Source organism: Winogradskyella sp. SYSU M77433, assembly GCF_029911945.1.
Classification (GTDB): domain Bacteria; phylum Bacteroidota; class Bacteroidia; order Flavobacteriales; family Flavobacteriaceae; genus Winogradskyella.
This window is the reverse complement of sequence record NZ_JARYTG010000007.1, coordinates 24,230-40,712: the sequence shown is the minus strand read 5'-3', so window position 1 is coordinate 40,712 and position 16,483 is coordinate 24,230. Positions and strand designations below refer to the sequence as shown.

14 protein-coding genes are annotated in these 16,483 nt (G+C 34.3%); 12 read left to right on the top strand and 2 right to left on the bottom strand.

All coding sequences use genetic code 11. From position 1 onward, the window contains the following. The first annotated feature begins 108 nt into the window (after window positions 1-108). From QGM60_RS14170 to QGM60_RS14150, 5 genes are all read left to right on the top strand, one after another. Window positions 109-2,577 carry a zinc-dependent metalloprotease gene (locus QGM60_RS14170; protein ID WP_281140904.1) on the top strand — a complete coding sequence of 823 codons (2,469 nt, stop codon included), beginning with the start codon at window positions 109-111 and terminating at the stop codon, window positions 2,575-2,577. A gap of 8 nt (window positions 2,578-2,585) precedes the next feature. Next, on the top strand, window positions 2,586-3,053 hold the full coding sequence (locus QGM60_RS14165; RefSeq protein ID WP_281140903.1) for a DUF4251 domain-containing protein: 468 nt from the start codon (window positions 2,586-2,588) through the stop codon (window positions 3,051-3,053). Between the two features lie 160 nt (window positions 3,054-3,213). Beyond that, window positions 3,214-3,675, top strand: a complete 462-nt coding sequence (locus tag QGM60_RS14160; protein WP_281140902.1) for a cold shock domain-containing protein — start codon at window positions 3,214-3,216, stop codon at window positions 3,673-3,675. 159 nt (window positions 3,676-3,834) lie between these two features. Continuing rightward, window positions 3,835-4,413, top strand: coding sequence for a fasciclin domain-containing protein (locus QGM60_RS14155; protein WP_281140901.1), 579 nt, complete (start codon window positions 3,835-3,837; stop codon window positions 4,411-4,413). Between the two features lie 135 nt (window positions 4,414-4,548). Then, complete coding sequence (locus QGM60_RS14150) at window positions 4,549-5,019, top strand: GyrI-like domain-containing protein (RefSeq protein ID WP_281140900.1); 471 nt, start codon at window positions 4,549-4,551, stop codon at window positions 5,017-5,019. A 166-nt stretch (window positions 5,020-5,185) separates the two neighbouring features. On the opposite strand, the gene QGM60_RS14145 is transcribed toward QGM60_RS14150, so the two are convergent. Continuing rightward, the gene (locus tag QGM60_RS14145; RefSeq protein WP_281140899.1) at window positions 5,186-7,408 is read right to left on the bottom strand and encodes a type IA DNA topoisomerase; all 2,223 of its coding nucleotides are present in this window, start codon (window positions 7,406-7,408) and stop codon (window positions 5,186-5,188) included. Window positions 7,409-7,471: 63 nt separating this feature from the next. Beyond that, window positions 7,472-8,395 carry a M23 family metallopeptidase gene (locus QGM60_RS14140; protein WP_281140898.1) on the bottom strand — a complete coding sequence of 308 codons (924 nt, stop codon included), beginning with the start codon at window positions 8,393-8,395 and terminating at the stop codon, window positions 7,472-7,474. Window positions 8,396-8,581: 186 nt separating this feature from the next. Between QGM60_RS14140 and QGM60_RS14135 the strand changes: the two genes are divergently transcribed. The 7 genes from QGM60_RS14135 (at window position 8,582) to QGM60_RS14105 (ending at window position 16,449) form a co-directional block, all read left to right on the top strand. Further along, window positions 8,582-9,004 carry a PepSY-like domain-containing protein gene (locus QGM60_RS14135; RefSeq protein ID WP_281140897.1) on the top strand — a complete coding sequence of 141 codons (423 nt, stop codon included), beginning with the start codon at window positions 8,582-8,584 and terminating at the stop codon, window positions 9,002-9,004. Between the two features lie 108 nt (window positions 9,005-9,112). Beyond that, window positions 9,113-10,666 carry a DEAD/DEAH box helicase family protein gene (locus QGM60_RS14130; RefSeq protein ID WP_281140896.1) on the top strand — a complete coding sequence of 518 codons (1,554 nt, stop codon included), beginning with the start codon at window positions 9,113-9,115 and terminating at the stop codon, window positions 10,664-10,666. Window positions 10,667-11,038: 372 nt separating this feature from the next. Beyond that, window positions 11,039-11,410: a hypothetical protein gene (locus tag QGM60_RS14125; RefSeq protein WP_281140895.1), complete on the top strand. Its 372-nt coding sequence runs from the start codon at window positions 11,039-11,041 to the stop codon at window positions 11,408-11,410. A gap of 112 nt (window positions 11,411-11,522) precedes the next feature. Beyond that, window positions 11,523-12,641 carry a DEAD/DEAH box helicase gene (locus QGM60_RS14120; RefSeq protein ID WP_281140894.1) on the top strand — a complete coding sequence of 373 codons (1,119 nt, stop codon included), beginning with the start codon at window positions 11,523-11,525 and terminating at the stop codon, window positions 12,639-12,641. 692 nt (window positions 12,642-13,333) lie between these two features. After that, window positions 13,334-13,699 (top strand): hypothetical protein, encoded by a 366-nt coding sequence (locus QGM60_RS14115; RefSeq protein WP_281140893.1) that lies wholly within the window; start codon window positions 13,334-13,336, stop codon window positions 13,697-13,699. Continuing rightward, a complete protein-coding gene (locus QGM60_RS14110) occupies window positions 13,689-14,774 on the top strand; it encodes a hypothetical protein (protein ID WP_281140892.1) in 1,086 nt (361 codons plus the stop codon). Before QGM60_RS14115 ends, QGM60_RS14110 begins: the two co-directional genes overlap by 11 nt. A 4-nt stretch (window positions 14,775-14,778) precedes the next feature. Continuing rightward, a complete protein-coding gene (locus QGM60_RS14105; RefSeq protein WP_281140891.1) occupies window positions 14,779-16,449 on the top strand; it encodes a patatin-like phospholipase family protein in 1,671 nt (556 codons plus the stop codon). Window positions 16,450-16,483: the final 34 nt, after the last annotated feature.

Below are 16,483 nucleotides of genomic sequence, written 5' to 3'. Positions count from 1 at the left end.
TAGATTATATGAATAGCCATACAATTTTAACAGCTTTTAAGAAATGGAGTATGGGTAAATAATGTTTAGTTATCTTTAGCAAATCAATTAAAATCATTCCAATCCATTATGAAGAAAGTCTCTATACTTTTATGTGCTTCACTTTTGGTGTTGTCTTGTGCAACAGTCAAAAACCAATCCAAATCAAAAAGTAATGCACAATACACAGCAAGTGCTCCAAAACCAAAAAAGAAACCTGGTAAAATAAAAGATTACGATAAAGTAATTACCAAAGATGCCATTACAGATGATGGTTTATTCAAAGTGCACTTGGTTGATGAAAAGTATTATTTTGAGATTCCGATGGATTACCTTAATACGGATATGCTCTTGGTTAGTCGATTTGCTAAACTACCATCAAACCTAGGAGGTGGTTATGTAAATGCTGGTTCTAAAACCAATACTCGAATGATTAATTGGGAACGTTTTAAAAACAAAATTCTCATAAAGGAAAAATCATCTAGCGCTGTTGCTGCAGATAGCTTACCGATAAATGTATCTGTTAAAGCAAATAATTATGAACCTACACTTTACGCTTTTGATATCGCTGCTTTCTCAAAAGATTCAACAGCTATAGTTGTTGATGTTACAAGTTTTTATGATTCTGATGTTAAGTCTATTAGTGGACTTGGTTCAAGAATGCGTTCTGCATATAAAGTTAGAAATTTAGATAAATCTAGAAGTTTTATTAATTCAATAAAAAGCTTTCCAAAGAACATAGAAGTCATTCAAGATTTTACTTATAATGCTTCAAATCCTCCTGTAAATACAGGTGATGAAACTATAAGTGTTCAAATGAACCAATCCATGATTTTATTACCAGAAGAACCAATGCAACCACGTTATTTTGATGAACGTGTAGGATGGTTCACACTAAGTAAATATGATTATGGTAGTGAAGAACTCAAAGCTGATGAAAAAACCTATTTAAGACGTTGGAAACTGGTTCCAAAAGATATTGAAGCCTACAAACGTGGTGAATTAGTAGAGCCAGTTAAGCCTATTGTGTATTACTTAGATCCTGCAACTCCTGAGAAATTTAGATCTTATATGAAAGAAGGCATTGAGCTTTGGCAAAAGGCTTTTGAAGCTGCAGGTTTTAAAAATGCGATTATCGCTAAAGATCCTCCTTCAAAAGAAGAAGATCCAGATTTTAGTCCTGAGGATATACGTTACTCTGTGGTACGTTATGTTGCTAGCACCACAAGAAATGCCACTGGTCCAAGTGTTTCAGATCCTCGTAGTGGTGAAATTATAGAAAGTGATATCATTTGGTACCACAACCATTTGCGCTCTTATCGTAATCGTTATTTATTGGAAACTGGTGCTGCAAACCCATCAGCTAGAACACTAAATACTCCTGATGAAGAAATTGGAGAAATGATGAAAATGGTTATTGCTCATGAAGTTGGTCACACACTAGGATTACCTCATAATATGAGTGCAAGTTATGCATATGATGTAGAGAGTTATCGTGATGGAGCCTTCACTCAAAAAAATGGTATTGCAGCAACAATAATGGACTATGCACGCTACAACTATATTGCACAACCAGGAGATGAAAACATTCGTTTTGTGCGTCAGTTAGGGCCTTATGATGATTATGCCATTAATTTTGGATACCGTTATATTCCGGAAGCGAATTCTGCTGAAGATGAAAAAGAAATTTTAAAGGGTTGGATAATGGAAAAAGCAGGTAATCCAATCTATAAATTCGGAAAACAAAGTAGCCGTTTCGATCCAACGGCACAAACTGAAGACATTGGTAACAATAGTATTAAAGCGAGTACTTACGGTATTAAAAACTTAAAAATCGTTGCTAAAAACTTACCAAGTTGGACAAGTGATAAAACTGATAATTACGATGACTTAAAAGAATTATATGGCGAACTTCTTGGCGTGTTGAGCCGCTATGTTGGTCACGTAGTAACACATGTTGGTGGAGTAGTGGAAAACACCAAAAATCCTTCTCAGGAAGGTATAATTTACCAACCTGTTTCAAAATCATATCAAGAAGAAGCTATAAAATGGTTGCAAGACAATGTTTTTGAAACACCAGATTGGTTATTAGATGATGACATTATAAAAAATATTAACTATGCTGGTTATACTGATATCTTAAGACGTTATCAAGCAAGACATCTTAATAATTTATTGGATTTTGAGCGTATTGGCCGACTTATGGATCATCATGCGATTGACTCAAAAACTTATTCGGCTTTAGAGATGTTAAGTGACGTTCGTAGAGGAATTTGGTCAGAAACCAATTCTTCTGTAAATGTTTCAATTTTTAGACGTAACTTACAGCGCGTTTACTTGGATAGAATGATTTATTTGATGACGGAAGAATTAAATCCAGAACGAACAAGACAGTATTACAATGTTAATCAGTCTGATGTGAGAGCTTTAGTTAGAGGTGAGCTTAATACGCTAAAAAATATTTTAAATTCAGCTTCAAGAAGAGCAGTAAACACTGAGACAAAATACCATTACAAAGACTGTATAGAAAGAATTGAAAACACGTTAGACCCTAAATAATTTAAATTATGAAAAAATTACTTTTATTAGCTTTAGCATTTAACTTTTCAACAGTATCATTGACTTATGCACAAAGCACTAAAACACAAAAAGAGGTTTTTCAATCAACATACAATAGCTTAAAGGCTTTAGTAAAGACACAGCAATATACCTATGCAGGTGAAGTTGTATACAATAATAAGAATAGAGAGATACTTAATGCTGAGGAAAATACTATTAAAATAGACAAAAGAACAGCTTCTGGTACAGTTACATCCTTAAGCACAGAGAAAAAGGCTTTTGATCTTAACGGAACAATATCTGATTATAATGCTTCTTTTGATGATGCGCAACAAATCATCACTATTGAATTCAAAGTACAATCTGAATCACAAACCGTTAATGTTTTTATAGATGTTAGACCTAATGGAAATGCTTTTTTAACAGCTTCTGTTGGTGGTAGCAACTCTATTTCTTGGACAGGACGCTTAAAGTGAGTCTAAAATCAGTATCTTTGCAATAGTATATAAAAGATTCACCGCATTAATAACATTCTTTAGTTATTATTTTGTAGTTCACACAATTTATTGTTAAGTTAATAATGTTTGTCTGCAACTTTCATAAGCGGCAAGTATTTATTAACCTTTAAAACAACGAATGGGTAGATCACAACAGACATTTAGTAAAACAGAAAAAGAAAAAAAGCGTTTAAAGAAAAAAGAGGAAAAGCGTAAAAAAATGGAAGCGCGTAAACTCGAGAAAGAAGAAAATGGTACAGGAGGTATTCCGATAGCTTATGTAGATCACAACGGAAACCTAACAGATACTCCGCCAGACCCATCCCAAAAAGTTAAAATCAAAGCAAAAAATATTGAAATAGGAATTCCTAAAAAAGAAGATATTGAAGAGGAATTTGATCCTGTTAGAAACGGTAAAGTTTCTTTTTTCGATAACTCAAAAGGTTTCGGGTTCATCATTGATACTGAAACTAATGAAAAATATTTCACACATGTTAGTAACATACTTGATGACATTACTGAAAATGATAAAGTAACTTTTGAACTTGAAAAAGGACCGAGAGGAATGAATGCTGTAAAAGTAAAAAAAGTAGAAATCTAAGAATTACAAAACTTTATATTCAAGGCCATTATATGATAAAACTATAATGGCCTTTTTATTTTTTGATTATACATATCTAGCATTTTTTCATTTTTTTAAAACCGCCTTATGTAAAATATCGTAAGTATCGTGAACAGTTAATCTTTAAAACTTAAAACGATGAAAACTAAAAATTTGATTTCAAGCTTAATGTTAGCTATAGCGTTGGTGTTTAGCACAACAGTAATGGCTCAAAACATGAAAAAGGAAAAAGGTATAAAAATGGTAGGTGAAGCTCCTATGTATCCTTCTAAAGATATAGTATCTAATGCTGTAAATTCTAAAGACCATACAACCCTTGTTGCTGCGGTTAAGGCTGCCGGATTGGTAGAAACACTTCAAGGAGATGGACCTTTCACAGTTTTTGCTCCAACTAATGCTGCTTTCGAAAAATTACCAGAAGGAACCGTAGCAACACTATTAAAACCAGAGAATAAATCAAAACTTCAGTCTGTACTTACTTATCATGTGTTAGCAGGTAAATACAGCGCAAAAGATATAATGAAAGCTATTAAAAAAGGAGATGGTAAAGCGATGTTTAAAACCGTAAATGGTGCTAAGCTTTGGGCTATGATGGATGGTGATGCTGTTGTTCTTAAAGATAGTGCAGGTAATATGTCTAAAGTTACTATTGCTGACGTTAACCAATCCAATGGAGTTATTCATGTGGTAGATACCGTTGTACTTCCAGGAATGTAAAATATTAAATTTAGTTTAGTTAGGGTAGAATTAGCAACAGTAGTCATATAATCGAGGTAGTTGTTAATTCTGAGAAAGCACAAGCCAAAACGCTTGTGCTTTTTTTATCTTTAAACTCAAAATACAAATCAACTCATGAATCCTAAGATTATAAACTGCTCAGAAAGGAAAGTCGTTGGATTATCATCAACTATAAATAGAAATGAGCCTCATAAAATTGGTGAACTCTGGAGACAATTCATGCCTGAAAAGTATAAGATTAAAAATGTAGCAACTAATGAGTTGATTGCAATTCAGTTATTTCCAAATAACATAAACAATGAAGGTGTTGATGAGTATACGATTTGGGCAGCTGTTGAAGTTCATGATTTTGAAAATATTCCTAACGGAATACTATCTTATGCAATACCAAGCGGTGATTATGCTGTTTTTACATTGAAAGGAATGAACATCCAAGGCTTGTATGAAAAAATTATGACGGAATGGCTACCAAAATCAGGTTACACAATAGATGATAGACCTCATTTTCAGATTATGGGAGAGGACTATAAAAACGGAAGTCCTGATTCTGAAGAGGATATTTATATACCGATAAAATCTAATTAGCTTTTGCGTCACACTGAGCTTGTCGAAGTGTAGTTTAAGCAGTCTTCGACAAGCTCAGACTGACATTTTAGTTATATAATCAAACGTTTTGTTTTGCCATCCTGAACAGTCACGCTGAGCTTGCCAAAGTGTTGTTTCAGGATCTCATAGTGTCATAGATGTTTATCTAAAGGTTCACTCTAAAATCACATCCAGATTTATAATTGCTACAACCGAAAGCGGTTTTACCTTTCAGTATTTTACCTGTTTTACATTTTGGACAAGTATCACCAACGTTAACAGAAAGGTTTTTAGCCGTTTGTTTCGGTTCTAATTTCAATTTAAAATTATCATCAAAACGTAATAAACCTTCAATAGAATTTCCTTGTACGTTAAACCCTTTTAAGTTTACGGTAGATCCTTTACTCAACAACCGTTTATATTGGTTTTCTGAAATCTTTTTATCTGCAAAACTAAAGGGGAGTGTAAAATCACAACTCTTACCATAAAGACTGCATCCATAAGCCGATTTTCCTTTTAATAATTGACCGTTTTTGCATTTAGGACAGTCACTCCCAACTAATGATTTGGATTTGCTTTTCTTTTTCGCTTTTGGTGATGATGTAGGCTTGTTATTTACTGCCGAAATACGGGTTTCTACTTTTTCACTTCTTACCTCATAGACCAAAGCATCAACCATGCGCTTCATACCTTTAATAAAAGCGTTGGCACTTATCTTGCCTTTCTCAATATCTTTTAGTTGCTTTTCCCAAGTTCCAGTTAATTCCGCCGATTTTAATAATTCGTTTTGAATAGTATCAATCAGCTGAATACCTGTTACAGTAGGTAGAATTTGCTTTTTATTTCGTTTGATGTACTTACGTTTAAAGAGCGTTTCAATAATATTGGCTCTGGTAGATGGTCTACCAATGCCATTCTCTTTCATAAGGTCTCTCAGCTCATCATCATCTACTTGCTTTCCTGCGGTTTCCATAGCGCGTAGAAGGGAAGCTTCAGTATATTGATTTGGTGGCTTAGTTTGCTTTTCTAAAAAAGAGGGTTCATGAGGTCCTTTTTCACCTTTAACAAATGAAGGAAGTATGGATTCACCTTTATTTTTCGAGCTATCAGATTCAAAAACAACACGCCATCCTTTGGATAAGATTTCTTTTCCTGTGGTCTTAAAGTTAACATCAGCTGCTTTCCCAATGACTGTAGTGTTAGAAACCTTGCAATCGTCATAAAAAACAGCTATAAATCGTCGTGTTATAATGTCATAAACTTGTTGCTCGGCAGGTTGTAAATGGGTTTGTATTCCTGTTGGAATTATAGCATGGTGATCGGTAACTTTTTTATCATTAAAAACTCTAGAAGATTTCTTTATTTTTTTATTTAATATAGAAGTTGTAAGTTCAGAATAATCAGTGAGTTTTGATAATATGTTTTTCACCTTAGGATAAACATCGTTAGGTAAAAAAGTGGTGTCTACTCTAGGGTACGTTACTACCTTTTTTTCATACAAGCGTTGCGCAATTTTAAGCGTCTCATCAGCCGAAAAACCAAACTTGTTATTACAGTATACTTGAAGACCTGTAAGATCAAACAATTTTGGAGCATACTCTGTACCTTTCTTCTTGGTAATGGATTCTATTTCAAATTCGTGTTCCTTAACTTTAGTTGCTAGTTTTTCACCATCTTCCATTTTAAGAAAACGACCTTCCTCATAACTAAACAGCGTATCTCTATACATGGTCTGTAATTCCCAATACGGCTGAGGAACAAAATTTTCTATCTCCTTATAACGGTTAACAAGCATAGCAAGCGTCGGAGTTTGCACGCGACCAACAGACAATACCTGTTTGTAGCCACCATGTTTCACAGTATAAAGTCGTGTGGCATTAATACCCAAAAGCCAATCACCTATAGATCTTGAAAAGCCTGCGTAGTAAAGATTATCATAGTTTTCAGAGGGTTTTAGATTGTCAAAACCTTCTTTTATGGCTTCAGTCGTTAAAGACGAAATCCACAAACGTTCTACTTTACCTTTGTATTTTGCTTCATTGATAACCCAACGCTGTATTAATTCTCCTTCTTGTCCGGCATCACCGCAGTTTATCACCACATCAGCTTTATCAAAAAGACTTTTTACAATTTTGAATTGTTTTTTTATACCATCATTATTGGCAACCTTTACTTTGAATTTGTCAGGAAGCATAGGTAAGTTGTTAAGATCCCAACTTTTCCAATAAGGCTTGTAGTCACTAGGCTCACAAAGCGTACAAAGGTGTCCGAAGGTGTAAGTTACAGCATATCCATTTCCTTCAAAATAACCATCTCGCTTGGTGGTAGCACCAAGTACAGAAGCTATTTCTCTGGCAACACTAGGTTTTTCGGCAATACAAACTTTCAATACACTTCGGTTTTAATCAGCCTGCAAATTACAGAAATTTCTAAATGAAAAAAGACTATTTTATTAAAGTTCTAAGACTAACTTTTGTCCAATTTTTAACGGAGAGGACTTTTTGATTTTATTGGAAGTACAAATTAGAGATATCGGAATATTATTTCTCCTTGCAATACCATACAATGTATCTCCTTTTCTCACTGTGTAAATCGTTTTTTCTTTAACTAGACTAGCTAAGGCAGCTTCTTCGGACTCCAGAACATTTACTTTACTCACACGTCTTGAATTGTGAAATATAGCACGCGTCCACTCTTGGGTTACCCATATTTCTTGAGCTCTAATTTTATTGGTTGGTGAGAAATCAAATAAATATTCAGGATGAATTCTTTCACCTTTAAAACTTGCAACCAAGTGTAAATGACTTCCTCTAGAGTTTCCTGTGTTTCCACCTTTGCCTAAGAATCCGCCTTTAGCTATTGAGTCGTTAGCTTTAACATTAATACGAGAGAGGTGTGCATACGTTGTCTCCATGCCGTTATAATGTCTAACCACAACTGTTTTTCCATGACCATAACTGTAACCAGCAAAACGAACGATGCCATCTAAAACTGAAACAACACTATCTCCTGTAACCAAATCAATATCGATGCCTTGATGTGGTCGTCCTCTTCGCCATCCATAGCGAGACGTAATTACCTTTTTATGGGCAACAGGCGAAGCGTATGTGGTATCTGTAAATTTAAGCTGTAAAGGAAACTTAACCTCAATATCTTTATAAGGATTATAGACTGTGGTATCCCAAAATTCAGCTTTGATATCAGGAAGCGCATCGGAAGTTACTAATGGAATTTCAACTTCTTTAATCTGTTCTGACTTATCAAAAAGAGAGGTGTTTGGGATTTTAATTTTTAATGAAGTTAAGGTAGAGTCTTGTTGGGCAAATGAAAATGTAATACTGCTAAACAAAGCAACACAAAAAGCAAAGTACTTCATAGAGGGAAAATAACTAATTCTAAAAATTTTATTCAATTTTTGAAACGTAAATATAGAATTAATATTGTCTCATATATGTTGAACAAAAATGAACCTGTAAACGATATGAACAATAATTCTTACTATATAAGTTAAAACCAAGCCTGTGGTAAAATTAACTTTGTGAATAACTAAAAAGAAATTGTTATGAAAAAGATATTTATACTATGTGCAGCAATACTTTTGAGTTGTAATAATAACACTAAAGGTCAAACACCTGAAGCTGTAAAGAAAACCTTTCAGGCTAAATATCCAGGTGAGAATGATCCAGATTGGCATCAAGACGATCATGGGTATTACGAAGCACACTTCAAAATTGATGGTGTAAAGTATAGAGCAGACTTTAATGCTGATGGCTCTTGGGTTGAAACGGAAACAAGTATTGACAAGAAAGCGCTACCTAAAGCTATAAAAAACTCTATTAAGGACAATTATGGTAGCGAGGAAATAACTGAAATAGAAAAAGTAGATAGTGCTACTAAAGGTGTATTCTACGATGTAGAATTTAAACAAAAAGGGAAAAATAAAGATGTGGAGTTCAGAGCAGATGGATCCATTATAAATACATAACATTCAACACTTAAAACTAGGAAAGGCATCTATATTGTATAGGTGCTTTTTTTATGCTACAAAGAATTGTAAATTTGCACCTCAATTTAAAAACCCGAAATTTCATTTATGTCTCAAAACAATCAAGCTCTTCAAGAAAAAAAGACCGACAAAGAATTATACGATTACCAACAAGGTGCAATAAATAAGATTTTTGAAAAGTTTGATACCGCTCCAGACGATTACCATCTGCTATACCAATTGCCAACAGGAGGTGGTAAAACGGTTATTTTCTCCGAAATGGTGCGCCAATATCTAAAAAATCACAATAAAAAAGTTTTGGTTATGACACACAGAATTGAGTTGTGTAACCAAACTTCAAAAATGTTAACGAGCTTTGGTGTAACTAATAAAGTGGTAAGCAGTAAGGCTAATTTAGATGATCAGGCGGATTATTCTTGTTTTGTAGCCATGGTTGAGACCTTAAACAATAGGTTAAATGACGACAAACTAGACATTTCTGATGTTGGTTTGGTTATTATAGATGAGGCGCATTACAACTCATTTACAAAGCTTTTTAAATTTTTTGAAAATTCATTCATCCTCGGTGTTACCGCAACTCCTTTAAGTTCTAATAAAGAATTACCAATGAAAGGTAATTACGATGAACTTATTACAGGTGAAACCATTGAAAACCTTATTGAAAACGAATTCTTAGCACGAGCAGAGACTTACGCTTACGATATGGGTTTAACATCTCTTGAGGTTGGTTCTAATGGTGATTATACCGTGAAATCTTCCGAAGATTTATACTCTAGTCCTGCTATGTTGCAGAAAACTATTGACGCTTACAAAAAACATTCACTAGGGAAGAAGACTTTAATATTTAACAATGGTATCAACACTTCAATAAGTGTCTACTATGCGTTTAGAGAAGCTGGTATTCCTATTATGCACTTAGATAATACGGCGACCAAAAAGCAACGTAAGCAAATATTAGATTGGTTTCACGAAACACCAAATGCTGTACTTACGTCTGTTAGTATCTTAACTACAGGTTTTGATGAACCTACTATTGACACTATCATTCTTAACAGAGCAACAAAATCGTTGACGCTTTATTATCAGATGGTTGGTCGTGGATCGCGTATTCTTAATAATAAATCCAAGTTCACAATTATTGATTTAGGGAATAACTTGTATCGTTTCGGACCTTGGGGAGCTGATTTAGATTGGCAATTAATCTTTAAGTCGCCTAACTGGTATGCGGATAGAATAAAGAGTGATGAAGCTATTGAAGCTAATTTTAAGCATGACTTATCGGACGATATCAAAGACGAATTTTCAAAGTCAGAAGATACTTACTTTGATATTCGCCAAACCTACAAAGATGCAGTAGCTAATGGTGAATCTTCAAAAGTGGTTTTAGAGCGTTCTATAGAGCATCATGCAAAAATTTGTATAGAGAATAGTGAAGATGTTTATGATGCTTTGGCTTTAGCTAAATTATTAAAAGAAGACATCAATCAGCGTATTGAAATCTATGCAAAGTGTATTAGTAAAAGCACCTACAACTTCTTAAAATGGTTAAAGGACGACTACCAAAAGAAATTGAACACCTATTTACGTACCAATTTTGATGAGAAGTTTGAGGAAATCCATGGTTATCCGCCAGAAGAATAATCTCTAGTATTAAATAAACTACATATTTCATTTTCGGAGTATGGGAATAAATTATATCGCCAATCATCACAAAGATTTGTCTTCCTGAACTGTCACACTGAGCTGAGTCTGTACTAAGCAAAGACGAAGTATCGAAGTGTTGTTTCAGGATCTAATAAAACATTGATGTTATCTAAGTCTGATCAAGAATTCATGAGGTACATGTGTTTAAATAAGTTTTTGTTAAATTTTGATTTATAATAGTTTACATGTCATGTTGTAAACTATTAATTCAATGTTAAAACAACCTCAATTCCGTTAAGTAATCTTAAAAAAATTGACTCATATAGTTTCTGCTGTTATATTATAGTAAACCATAAAATCACAATAACCATGAGAACAGTTTTATTTATATTAGGTATAGTATTTACATTACAACTTTCGGCTCAAGATCCAATTATGCAAAAGGATAATAAAGCATTAGAAAGCATAGCCACAAAAATTACGAAAACATATGACGACCAATTAGGTCTGGATGGTAAGCAATTTACGTTATTCGAAAAAAAAGTAGAAGAGTACCTCATTAGAGAAGAAAAAATTCACAACGAATTCAAAGGTAAAACTAAACTAAATATGCTATATAAACTAAGAAAAGCGGAAACCATGGAAATGCGCAATGTACTAACAAAACCACAATTCGATTTGTACAAGCGTTTAAAGCCGCAAATTCAACCACTAGCTCAAGTTAGTGTTGATGACAAATAGTAATAACCGGTTATTACAACAAAACGACAGTAAAATCTACTGTCGTTTTTTTTAGATTAAAACTTAGTTTTTCTACTTCACACAAGTACCTTTGTAAAATAATTATAAGACTATGACGACTTTTAAAGATATTGGAATAAGTAAGCCTTACATAAAAGCTCTTAAAGAGCTCAACATTATAAACCCTACAGAAATTCAAGCTGCAGTAATTCCAATATTATTGGAGGCAGAAACAGATTTAATAGGTTTAGCGCAAACAGGCACAGGAAAAACAGCTGCCTTCGGATTACCGCTATTACATTCTATTGATAAAAATAAGAATGAAGTTCAGGCACTAATAATAGCTCCAACCAGAGAATTGGTTCAACAAATACAGAAGCAACTCTTTAAATTCACTAAGTATATTGATGGAAAGATATTTGCTGAAGGCGTTTACGGTGGCGAAAAGATGGATGTTCAAATGCGAGCATTAAATCGAACAACACATATCGTAGTGGCAACACCAGGTCGTTTGCTAGACTTGGTAGAGCGTGGTGCAGTGGATATTTCTAATGTAAAGACCTTGGTACTTGATGAAGCGGATGAAATGCTGAGTATGGGTTTTAAGGAAGACTTAAACAAAATACTAAAATACAATACCAGCAACAGAAAAACATGGTTGTTTTCAGCAACTATGCCTCAGGATATAAAGAGTATGATCAAAAACTACATGGATCCAAATGCGGCTAGAGTAGAGGTGAACAAAAACGCTTTAGTTAATGAAAATATTTCTCACCATTACGTACAGACTAATATTAAAGATAAAGTCAATATGATTATCCGAATTTTGGATAAACGCAAAGACGATAGAGGAGTTATTTTCTGCAGAACAAAAGCAGGTGCCAAAACCTTAGCACAACAATTACAGCACGAAGGTTTTGCTGTTGATGTTTTACAAGGAGACATGCAGCAAAAAGAACGCGATAAGGTTATGAGAGCCTTTAAAAATGAAAGTCTACAAGTATTGGTTTCCACTGATGTTTCCGCCAGAGGTATTGATGTAAATAATCTTGCTTTTGTGTTACACCATCAATTACCAGAGTATTTAGACTATTATACCCATCGTAGTGGTAGAACGGCCAGAGCTGGTAAAACAGGTCAATCCATCGCACTTATCATTCCTGGCGAAATGCAAAAGATTATTGATATCCAATCCGAACTCGGTATCACGTTCAAAGAAATGACAGTTTGACAAAAATCTAAAAGAAGCCATTGTCATTGATTTTTGTCATCCTGAACTGTCACACTGAGCTTGACGAAGTGTTGTTTAAGGATTTAATTCATTATTGATATTGTCAGTCTGAGCCTGTCGAAGACGAGTTAATAATCCAGCATTAACCACAAAGAGAATCAAAACCAAATTCCGACATAGTCGGAACCAACGATTTTCAGAAGTAATAAGTAATTATCAATATTAAAGATCCAAATCAAGGATTAAAAAATAATTATTAATAATAAAACAAAATATACAACCATCATCGAATGGTGCTTGCAACTTCCTACAAATCGTTTTGATTTTTTAGGTAGCCTGTCCTGAGCGCAGTCGAAGGGTTTGTATCAAGAACTGCGAAGCATATCATGAGTTCTTAAACAATGAATATTGACGAATACAAAATGAACGTATAAAAAAATGATACTGAAACTAGTTCAGGATGACAGCATTTGAATGTTAATGTCAGTCCGAGCCTATCAAAGACAATATCAAAACTAAAAACCAATCCTATATCAAACAAAATTCACAAAGATTTTATACCTTTAACACACTCTTGTTGACCCTCTTGCTATAACAATTACAAATTCCCTTACGTACTATTACCGCTATAATTCTAGCAGTAACAGTAGTACAAATTAGTATCGTTTTTAACGTTAAAACCAAATACACCAATGGAAACCTTAAAAATCAAAACAGGGGAAACCGTTAAGCTTACGGTCAAAATCAGCTCTGATGCCAATGTCGGCTCTAACGTGCATCTCGATGATGTCGTGGTCAAAAAAAGTATTACCAATAATTTTAATGTTGAGCTTGGTACTATCGATGATCTCGACGGAAAATCACTATCTGTAGTTTCTAATTTCTTTGTCAGCGGAGGACTCATAGATGCCGTGATGGAAACCACTATTGTGGAATGTATTATTTCTACAGAAACGATTACGGAATCTTTTGTGGCAGAAAAGGTAAAGATCAATCCTATGCTCTTTATGTCTTACGTAGTTTTAAAACTTGAAAAAACCGAAGACGATGAGAACTAAATTAGCATTAAGTATAGTATGCGCTTTTGGCTTAACACTTCAAGCGCAACAGGTAGATTTGAGTGAATTTACTTTAGCTAACGCCTCAACTCCAGCATTTGTACTGGTAGAAGAAACACCAACAGCTATTTACACTCCAGAAAATCTAAAAGCGCTCGCCATTCATGCCTTAGATAACTTTGGTAAAAGCTTGTCTGTAGAAGCTACTCCATATTTTCTCATCAATCAAGAACGAAAGGACAGAACCTATCAGAAGTATATTGGAGTCACGCAAGATGAAGAAACCAAGAAACTCAAGCAGAATCCTTTTAGTGGACTCAATACCACTACTATTTCCTTTGCTTATGTAGATAAAGAATTTTCAGGCTTAGCAGACGAACGTAAAACATATTCCATAGGAGTCCGTACAACATTGCTCCGTTTTTATAACAAAGAAAAAGTACATGCTAATACGATTGGTATGGCAACAGCATTGTCTAACATAACAGTTCCTGTGGAAGTACTTACACAAGGACCAGAAGCTATCCAAGCGTATTATAACGACAATCAAGAGGAAATCAATGCACTTTTAGAACCTTACCAAAAAGTAATCAAACCGCAATTCAGGCTCGATGCTGCCATTGGTTACAGTACCTTGTTTAAGGAAAATTCCATTTCTTCTGGGACCGTAAAACGCTTTGGATCGTGGTTAACATCCGAAACCAGTATCATTCTAAACGAAGGTAGCGATGCCAAAACCAATAACTATTTCAATCTATTATTGACAGCTCGTTATATTGAAGATGGTTTCAATACTACAAGTCCAGAAGATTTCTTCACAAATTACTATCGTGATTTTGGTGGAAAATTAGAATTCGAATTTGGTAAACTAGGTGTAGGTTACGAGTATATTTCCAGAAAAGGTACTATAGATAGTGAGCGCTCTGTAGGAAACATTCGTTTTACGATCAATAAAGACATCAGTATTACAGGAGGATTTGGTAAGGATTTTAGCGTGAATGAAGATGATAATCTGGTGACTTTATTCGGAATTCATTGGGGAATTAACACAGGTAATAGCAAAGTAAAACTATAAAAGTATGTCAGGTCATCAATTCCAACCATTCGAAAATATAGGACTTTGCTTTAGCGGTGGTGGTTACAGAGCTACTTTCTTTGCTTTAGGCGTAGTATCTTATTTAGATCATATTTCGTATAAAAATGAATCCTTATTAAAATCCGTAAAGGCCATCAGTACCGTTAGTGGTGGAACTTTATTGGGTGTTGGCTTTGCGAAAGCACTTCAACATCCTGATTACGATTTCAAAACCTTTTTCAAAGAGTTTTACAACACCTTTACACCAGAAAATGATAAACTTTTAGAAACCGCCATTGCTAAATTGGAAGATGATAGCATCTGGAAAAACAGTCATAAAAAACGTTCACTCATCAATGCCTTTGCTTTGACTTATGCCGAAATGCCCATCTTTTCAGGTGATTTTGAATTGTTCAATAAAGACAATATAAAGCATATTGAACAGGTCTGTTTTAATGCTACAGACTTTTCGTTCGGGTTAACGTATCGTTTTCAGAATCAAGGATTCTTTGGAAATAGTCCGTTATACAATAGCAATAGAAGTGAAGTCGATGCATTACGAAATAAGGTGCAGCTCAGTGATGCTATAGCTTCATCATCATGTTTTCCTTTGGGTTTTGAACCTTTAGTATTTCCTGATGATTATTTCCAAGATCAAAATTCGGAAGCTTATAAAAACCTTAAAGGATTGGATTGCTATATTGATGGAGTAGGGATTATGGATGGTGGTATTGCCGATAACCAAGGCATTGGTAGTATGATGAAAATCAATGACCGTATGAAAGGGAAACTCGATCTTATTATGGTCAATGATGTTGGAAGTTACAAAATGACTCCTTGGCAACCTGATACTGCGGAAATCGAAAAAACATCAACGGTTCAAAAGGCAGTCAATAAGGTATTGCAATATTTTACTATTAAACCTATCTATTGGATTACCTTACTGATAGGTCTCATCATTGTGCTAGCTGGTTCTTATTTTGAATGTGAAGGTAATGCCTGGACAGCACTCTATATCGTTGGTAGTGTCATCATGGGAATCGGACTCACCATGACCATTTTAGGACTCTTAGCCGCAACCATAAAAGGTTTTACACTTAGTAAACTAAAAAATCTCTTTAAAAAGAATGTTCCAGAACCTTTGCTAGATGATATTCTTACCTTTCAAAAGCTAGATATCTCCTTGGTGCAGCGTATGCTCACCGAACGTGCAACATCTGCTGCTAAAATGATAAACGATGTGTTTCTTAAGCAAATGCGTCGACTCAATTATGACTTATTCTATTCCAAGTCGAGCTTAAATAATAAACGCTTAACATCAACCGTGTATAAACTCAACGGAGAAGACACTCCTTATACTAAAGCAAATTATAATGACCATATAAAGCCAAAACCTTCCAAAAGTTTAAAAAGTGTATGCCTTACAGCATCTGAAACACCAACCACTTTATGGTGGGATAAAACCGATATTCAGAAAAATAGAATGGATACACTAATCGCTTGCGGACAATTCACAACCTGTTATGAATTAATGGATTATATATTATCACTTAAAGCAGAAGAGAGTAGTGGTATTACCGATTTTACAGAACTCGATAAACTCTACAAAGCCCTAGAAAAGGATTGGAAAGTCTTTAATAAAAACCCACTTTGGCTCACAGAACAATTGAAGTAATATTACTTTAAAAACCTAAACTCTTTGTTGCCAT